The 7,706-nt window shown below is 58.9% G+C and carries 9 protein-coding genes; all 9 read right to left on the bottom strand.

Annotated features, from left to right (window positions below; translation table 11 throughout):
- Nucleotides 1-326 precede the first annotated feature (326 nt).
- A complete protein-coding gene (locus tag CKW16_RS26870; RefSeq protein WP_095132112.1) occupies nucleotides 327-932 on the bottom strand; it encodes an START domain-containing protein in 606 nt (201 codons plus the stop codon).
- Nucleotides 933-973: 41 nt separating this feature from the next.
- On the bottom strand, nucleotides 974-1,228 hold the full coding sequence (locus CKW16_RS26865) for a YkgJ family cysteine cluster protein (protein WP_056745406.1): 255 nt from the start codon (nucleotides 1,226-1,228) through the stop codon (nucleotides 974-976).
- Nucleotides 1,229-1,391: 163 nt separating this feature from the next.
- Nucleotides 1,392-1,859: a translation initiation factor 2 gene (locus CKW16_RS26860; RefSeq protein WP_095132110.1), complete on the bottom strand. Its 468-nt coding sequence runs from the start codon at nucleotides 1,857-1,859 to the stop codon at nucleotides 1,392-1,394.
- Between the two features lie 88 nt (nucleotides 1,860-1,947).
- Complete coding sequence (locus tag CKW16_RS26855) at nucleotides 1,948-3,387, bottom strand: PLP-dependent aminotransferase family protein (protein WP_008146981.1); 1,440 nt, start codon at nucleotides 3,385-3,387, stop codon at nucleotides 1,948-1,950.
- Between the two features lie 201 nt (nucleotides 3,388-3,588).
- On the bottom strand, nucleotides 3,589-4,401 hold the full coding sequence (locus CKW16_RS26850) for an OmpA family protein (protein ID WP_033055264.1): 813 nt from the start codon (nucleotides 4,399-4,401) through the stop codon (nucleotides 3,589-3,591).
- Nucleotides 4,398-4,754, bottom strand: coding sequence for a DUF4398 domain-containing protein (locus CKW16_RS26845; protein WP_095132108.1), 357 nt, complete (start codon nucleotides 4,752-4,754; stop codon nucleotides 4,398-4,400). The genes CKW16_RS26850 and CKW16_RS26845 overlap by 4 nt, the downstream gene beginning before the upstream one ends.
- Nucleotides 4,755-4,763: 9 nt before the next feature.
- Nucleotides 4,764-5,600 carry an ABC transporter substrate-binding protein gene (locus tag CKW16_RS26840; RefSeq protein WP_095132106.1) on the bottom strand — a complete coding sequence of 279 codons (837 nt, stop codon included), beginning with the start codon at nucleotides 5,598-5,600 and terminating at the stop codon, nucleotides 4,764-4,766.
- A gap of 80 nt (nucleotides 5,601-5,680) precedes the next feature.
- On the bottom strand, nucleotides 5,681-6,610 hold the full coding sequence (locus CKW16_RS26835; protein WP_095132104.1) for an electron transfer flavoprotein subunit alpha/FixB family protein: 930 nt from the start codon (nucleotides 6,608-6,610) through the stop codon (nucleotides 5,681-5,683).
- Nucleotides 6,611-7,360 carry an electron transfer flavoprotein subunit beta/FixA family protein gene (locus CKW16_RS26830; protein WP_056745417.1) on the bottom strand — a complete coding sequence of 250 codons (750 nt, stop codon included), beginning with the start codon at nucleotides 7,358-7,360 and terminating at the stop codon, nucleotides 6,611-6,613.
- Nucleotides 7,361-7,706 lie beyond the last annotated feature (346 nt).

Below are 7,706 nucleotides of genomic sequence, written 5' to 3'. Positions count from 1 at the left end.
CTCACCACTCAACAGGCCGAGCGTTAGCTCGCCTGCAGCTTTTGATCTTGATGCACCGCCCCATCGAGAGGCCGAGTGGAGGTTCTGCGCAGTGGGCAACCCGGCATGGATGCCGGGTTAGCCGCCCCCGGCCATGGATGGCCGATGGCGGCGGGCCCACGGAGCAGGACCGGAGCGAGGGCATGCCGAGCCTAAGCGAGGCACCGAACGACAGGGGCAAGAGCCCTTTGGTTACTTTGGGGCTTTTCGAAAGTGACTCGCTGTAAAAGCGAAACCGCCAGTCGCCATGACCGAAGAAACGGATATGCCCCCGATCAAAGCCGCGATTACTTCTCAGCGCGTGCCTTCAAGGCTTTCAAGGTATTGAACGGCGCATCAACCACAAACTTGTTGGCCACCATCGGCGGTATGCTACCGCCCGGCTCGGTGTGCACCTGATACGTCACTTCGATCTGATCGCCCTTGGGCACGAACTTCCAGAAACCGTCGACCTTGGTAACCCGCACAAAGCCTTTTTCTTCAGGAATGTACTTCGGCACACCTTCAAGCTTGCGAGTCAGACTTCCGTCAGCACCCTCGACGGTGGTGACATGCAACACGGAGTCACGCGCGGTAACCGGCCAAGGAGTATTGAACTGGGTGTAGGTCCAGCTTTGATCGCCTTCGTGCTTGAGCAACTTCTGGGTTTTGCAGTCGTGAATCCAGGCGCAAGCGCCTGGCACGTCTTCCTGCAACGCGCGCAGTTTGGCGATGGTGGTCTTCATCAGGGTGACGCCCTGGTAAGCCTTGTAATCGGAGCCAGCCACTTCACTCAAGGAAACCTTGATGCCGTCTTCGTTCTTGGCAACTTTCCAGTCTTCTGCCTGAGCGGCCGTGGAAGCCAGCAAAACCGTCAAACCACACAGCACAGCCATACGTTGCAGCGAACCCATAGTCTTATTCCTTATTGTTGAAGATCCGTTCGTTGAACACATCACGCCGCCGTCATTTGCTCCCACCAACCCAGCAATTTGATCGCTTCGTCGCTGCTGCTTCCGCAGACTTCGATGTCGGCTTCGAACGCCGAACACACTGCAGGACGTTCCGGCTTGCCGAAAATGCCGCACAGGTTATCGACAGAGAGTTGTACGCAACGTTCTCCGGCGGGCTTGCCATTGGGCATGCCGGGAATCGGTGAACTGATGGAAGGGGCAATGCAACAGGCGCCACAGCCTTCACGGCATTTCATGACGACGAGCTCCTCGACGGGCGATGTGTTAAAGGACGTGGCACAGAGTAACCGCTAAAACGCTTGTTTAAAATTGTCTGGACCCGGGTTTTTTCGCTTAAACGAGCGTGACCGACCAGTCTCCGACAAAGCGTCTGGCCAGCGGGTCACGGACGGGAAGAAATTATCGTTTGAACTCGAATTCCAGGGCTGCGCCTTCGACTTCATGACGCTCTTCGTTGCGCAGTTGCAACTGCATTTCGTTGCTGATCAGCCTCCCGTTGAGCTGAAACGGACCAGCCTTGTCACCAAACATTTGCGGCAATAGTGCATCGTGCCGTGGCAACGCCACCGTACCGAGCGGTTTCAGCTCCTCGGCCATGTCTTGGGGCAGGCTCAAATCCAGGTCGGCCGAAGGAAGCTTGGTTTTCGCGATCTCACTGGCGGCTTTGGACTTGGAGGCAATCGGCCGTCGCTTTTTCACCTTGGCCACTGTCTTTTTGACCGGCGCGGCTTTCTTGACCTGTGCCGGTTTTTTCGCGGTGGCGCTGGCTGCCGGTTTTTCTTGATCGGAAGCCGCCAATACGCCTTCGGCCTGGAAGGTCATCAGCAGGCAGATCGATAGCCAGACGGCGGGAAAAATCGGCTTCATGGACCCAACGGTACAAACGGCAGGAGCCATATGCTCGCCTGTTGCACGCGACATGACAAGCTCGGGCAGGAATATCCTGCCCGCCCCCTCAAAAGCCGCCGACCATCTCCTGACAGAGCTGGGTGGCGAGCATGCCCAGGGTCATCAACGCACGCTCGGCTTCACGGTTCCAGGGTGTGCCGCAGTTCAGCCGAATGCAGTGGTTGAACTGCTCGGTGTTACTGAAAATCAGTCCCGGCGCGATACTGATGCCTTGCTGCAACGCACGAACGTGCAGCTCCTGCGTGTTGACCCGCCCCGGCAGGCTGACCCACAGAATGAAGCCGCCGGTCGGCCGGGTCATCTGCGTGCCTTCCGGGAAGTATTGCTGCACCGCCAGCTGGAAAGCGCTGAGGTTCTTGCGGTATTCCTGGCGGATGTAGCGCAAATGTCGGTCGTAGCCGCCGTTCTCCAGGTACGCCGCAATGCCCATCTGCGTGACGCTGCAGGCCGAATGGGTGCTGAAGGTCTGCAAACGCTGGATTTCCTGCTGGTACTTGCCGGCAATCATCCAGCCGATCCGCACGCCCGGCGACAGGGTTTTGGAGAAGCTTGAGCAATAGATCACCCGATCCAGCCGATCGTAGGCTTTAAGTGATTTGGTGCGACCCTGCTCGAACATCAGTTCGCCGTAGATATCGTCTTCGACAATCTGGATATCGAAATCCGAGGCCAGGCGCAGCAGTTGCTTTTGCCGCTCTTCGGGCATGGTGCCGCCCAATGGATTGCTCAGACGAGTGGTCAGCACCAGCGCCTTGATCGACCACTGGTTGGCCGCCAGCTGCAGGGCTTCGAGGCTCATACCGGTAGCCGGATCGCTGGGGATCTCAATGACCTTAAGGCCCAGCAGGTCAGCCAGTTGCAGCAAACCGTAGTAGGTCGGCGACTCAGCGGCGATCAGGTCGCCCGGGCGGGTCAGCACTCGCAGCGACATCTGCAACGCATCGACGCAGCCGTGGGTAATCACCACTTCCGACGGATCGACCACCACGCCGGCATCGCGCATGCGGATCGCCACTTGTCGGCGCAAGGGTTCGAAACCCGGGCTGAACATGTAACTGAACGCCCGCGGGCTATGGAAACGGGTGACTTTGGCCAGTTGCTGATGCAGCGCCCGCACCGGAAGATAATCAACGCTCGGCACGGCCGCGCCCAAGGGAAACACACCTTCGCGGCGGGATTCGACCAGGACTTGTTGGATGATGCTGCTGCGAGTGACCAGACCTGGACGCTCGACCCGGGCGATGTCCGGTGTCGGCGCGGTCAGGGCCGGGGTCTGGTGCACGTAGTAACCGGACTGCGGCCGGGCGCGGATCAGCCCCTGATCCTCAAGGTTGGCGTAAGCCTGCAACACCGTCGCATGGCTGACGTTGAGCTGCGAGCTCATCTTGCGCACCGAAGGCACGCGCTCCCCCGGTTGATAGACGCCACGGCGGATGTCTTCGGCCAGTTGCTGAGCAATACGTTGGTAGAGCAAGAGATTGGTCATGACGCAGCACTCGATTTCACGGGCATTTTATTCTTGTGTGAAACAATACCGGAACAGTTTAGAAGTGTACTGGGACAGTTGCCACAATAGTCGACCGTACAGTGCAGTGTCAGCAAAAACTGTACTGTTTTGTGAGTTGATCAGCAGGCGTAAAAAAACCCGGCGCTGACGGGCAGGCCGGGTTTTCCAGTGACGCAGCCCTTAGCGGGCAGCGCCGAGCTGGCCTTTTTCGTCAGAGAACACAATTTCCACCCGACGGTTCTGTGCACGTCCCCGTTCGGAGGCGTTTACGTCGACCGGATATTCATCACCGTAGCCTTCGACCTGAATACGTTTATCGTCGATGCCCAGATCCATCAGCACGTCCGCCACCGATTGCGCACGGTCACGGGACAGCTTGAGGTTTTCCTGCTTGCCGCCGGTACTGTCGGCATAACCTTCGATGCGCACTACGCGCTTGGGGTTGAGCTGCAGGAACTGCACGATCTTCAACACCACGCGGTTCGCCGAGTTTTTCAACTCCGCTTCGCCCGTGTCGAACAGCACGTCGCCCAAGGTCATCACCAGGCCACGGTCGGTCTGGGTGGTCGCCAACGCGACAATCTGTTCTTCGAGCCACTTGCCCTGCTGTTGCACGCTAAGCAGCTTGGATTCGCGCAGGGCCAGTTGCAGGCGCTGACGCTCCAGTTCGAGCTTCGCCGCACGTTCTTCGTTGAGCACCTGATTGGTGTGTTCGCGCGCGATTTCGCTATAGCGCTCGCTCAGGTAAGCGTAATGCAGCACGTCCGTTCCACTGCCCCAGTAACTGGACAGACGATCGGCACGGGCCAGCGACTCACCGGCGCGAATCACGTCCTTGGGCGCGATTCGCAGCACGTTGGAATCTTCCTTGACCTTCTGGAAGTCAGTACTGGCCTGCTGCAACGCGGCCTCGCTGTGCTGACCGGCACAACCATAGAGGCTGGCGCAGCCTGCCAGGATCAAACCGCCCAGGGCTTTGGTCTTGAGGCTCATTGGGCATCTCCCAGTTGCTTGCGCAGACGAGTGATGCGGGTATTAAGCACGTTCAACTGCTCCTCACTCTTGAGGGTCAGAACCCGGGCTTCAGCCAGACGCGCGTCCAGCTCGGCCTGCTCGGACCGCATGCGCGCGTTCTTGAAGGATTGGTCGTTCATGCTGCCCTTGGCACGGTTGAACTTGTCTTCAGCCAGTTTCATTTCCGGCACGTCGGCGGCGGTGGCGCCTACTGCCTTGGCCTGTTCGAGGGCCTGTTCGGTCAGGCGCATTTGTTCATTCGGCGCCGGATCGGCTGCACAACCCGCCAGAGCCAGAACGGCCAGGGCAGCGAAAAGAGGTCGAATACTCACTAAAAATCCCTACTGTTTTGGGGTACTGACAGGTTGTTGCTGCGGTTGTGAGAGCTGCGCCTTCCAGCGCTCGATATTGCGTTGCAGCACGGCTTCCGTCAGTCCGGACGCGGGCAATTCTGTCATCTTTTTGGCCAGCTGTCCGCGCAACCACGGATCGTTGCAGGCGGAGTTGTGGGAAACCGCGAGGAACAGGCCGGGTTTGTCGATCGGTTGTGGACGGGCGATCAGGTCGTTGGCCAGGTTAAGTGTCTGCGCGGCAGCCATGCCCGAGTAGCGTCCGGCAAGGACAAATTCCACTTCGCCCAGCAGCAATTTCTGAAAGGCCTGGGTCAGGTTAGGTGTACGTACGAGAGTCAATTGCTGCTCGGCGAACGTGCCAAATGCCGGGGTCATACGAGACTTTTCCGACAATGCGCCGGGATGACCGTGAAGGTCCTGCGCTTCGTTGTAGATCAGCGTCGCGTCTTTGCGGGTCCAGACCAGGTAATCGTTTTCCAGTAACGGCGGATGAATGTAATCCAGAGTGTCCAGTTCGCTGACCGTCAATGACGCATCCGCCAGCATGTCCATTCGCCCACTGCGCACTTCGTCCTGGGCCTGGGAACGTTTACCGGCGTAAAGCAGTTCGACCTTGATCCCCAGCTCCCCCGCCACTTGCTGCAACAGGTCGGCACTGGCGCCGATCAGGTGCTTGGGGTTTTGCGGGTCTTGCCACAGGTACGGCGGCGCATCCGGGCTGCCGGTCACCACCAGGCGTTCGCACTTGCCCGCAGCGACGGACAGCGCCGGCATTACCGTCAGACCCAGCAGCAATGACCAGCCGTAAACGCGGCGCAGATCCATGGCGACACTCTCCCACTCAAATCCGGAACAAAAAAAAGCCCGACCAAAAGGTCGGGCTCTTTATAAGTCAGGCCGCTGGATTAGACCAGCTTCTCGAACTCAGGGATTGCTTCGAACAGGTCCGCCACCAGGCCGTAATCGGCCACCTGGAAGATCGGCGCTTCTTCGTCCTTGTTGATCGCAACGATCACTTTGGAGTCTTTCATGCCGGCCAGGTGCTGGATCGCGCCGGAGATACCGACGGCGATGTACAGCTGTGGAGCAACGATCTTGCCGGTCTGACCGACCTGCATGTCGTTGGGGACGAAACCGGCGTCGACCGCGGCGCGGGAAGCACCGACGGCAGCGCCCAGCTTGTCAGCCAGGGCGTACAGGTGTTTGAAGTTGTCGCCGTTCTGCATGCCGCGACCGCCGGAAACGACGATCTTGGCAGCGGTCAGTTCCGGACGATCGGACTTGGCCAGTTCTTCACCGACGAAGCTGGAAATACCCGCATCGTGAGCAGCCGCAACGGCTTCAACAGCCGCCGAACCACCGTCAGCCGCCACCGGGTCGAAACCGGTAGCACGAACGGTGATGACTTTGACCGCAGCGTTCGATTGAACGGTTGCGATGGCGTTACCGGCGTAGATCGGGCGCTTGAACGTGTCAGCGCTTTCGACCGAGATGATCTCGGAGATCTGGTCAACGTCCAGCTGAGCGGCAACGCGCGGCAGGATGTTTTTGCCGTTGGAAGTCGCGGCAGCCAGGATGTGGCTGTAGCCCTTGCCCAACTCTGCAACCAGAGGCGCGACGTTTTCCGGCAGTTGATGAGCGTAGGCGGCGTTGTCGGCCACCAGCACTTTAGCCACGCCAGCGATTTTCGCAGCGGCTTCAGCCACGGCGCCAGCGCCTTGACCGGCAACCAGAACGTGGATGTCACCACCGATTTTGACGGCGGCAGCCACGGTGTTCAGCGTGGCCGGGGCCAGCACTTTGTTGTCGTGTTCAGCAATAACCAAGATAGTCATTTAGATTACCTTCGCTTCGTTTTTCAGTTTCTCGACCAGTTCAGCCACCGACTTGACCTTGATACCCGCGCTGCGTGCAGCTGGCGCTTCGACTTTCACGGTCTTGTTGGTGGAGGCGGTGGAAACGCCCAAAGCGTCCGGAGTCAGCACTTCGAGAGGCTTCTTCTTGGCTTTCATGATGTTTGGCAGGGACGCGTAGCGCGGCTCGTTCAAACGCAGGTCGGTGGTGACGATGGCCGGCAGTTTCAGGGAAACTGTCTGCGCGCCGCCGTCGACTTCGCGAGTCACGGCAACGGTGTCGCCGCTGATTTCGACTTTGGACGCGAACGTGCCCTGACCGTAGCCGCTCAATGCAGCGAGCATCTGGCCGGTCTGGTTGTTGTCGCTGTCGATGGCTTGTTTGCCAAGGATCACCAGCTGAGGCTGTTCCTTGTCGACAACAGCCTTGAGCAGCTTGGCAACGGCCAGCGAAGTCAGGTCTTCAGCGGATTCGACGAGGATGGCACGGTCGGCACCCAGAGCCAGCGCGGTGCGCAGTTGCTCTTGAGCGGTGGACGGGCCGATGGAGACGACGACGATTTCAGTCGCAACACCTTTCTCTTTCAGGCGTACGGCTTCTTCCACTGCGATTTCGCAGAACGGGTTCATCGACATCTTGACGTTGGCGAGGTCGACGCCGGAATTGTCCGCCTTGACGCGAACCTTGACGTTGTAATCCACAACGCGTTTGACAGCTACAAGAACCTTCATGGATTCCTCGTTACTCTCCGGTGAAAAGAAAGTCGCCTAGGCGAACCTGGCGGTTTGATGCTCATCGGCGCAAGGGCACCTCTAAAAACGCTGGCAAAGGTGTCAAGTGACAAGCGCTCACGATGAAGTTGACCGTTCGTCAGTGGTGACTGACGAGTCATTCATTATCGCGGCGTGTAAACTGCGCGCCAGAACCTGCGCTGCGCATCACCTTGTACTGCCATCGCCCTGTCTTTAGAGGTGCTCTTGAAACCAACAGTCAGCCTACGGCGAGCGCAAAACCGACCGTATCTTGACCGGAACGCCTATTCCGGTCAATACGGCAAAATGGCCAGTCATAAGCCGC

This window comes from Pseudomonas sp. Irchel s3h14 (assembly GCF_900187425.1).
Classification (GTDB): Bacteria; Pseudomonadota; Gammaproteobacteria; order Pseudomonadales; family Pseudomonadaceae; genus Aquipseudomonas.
Note: the sequence above shows the minus strand (reverse complement) of the source record. Positions and strands in the feature narration are given on the sequence as shown.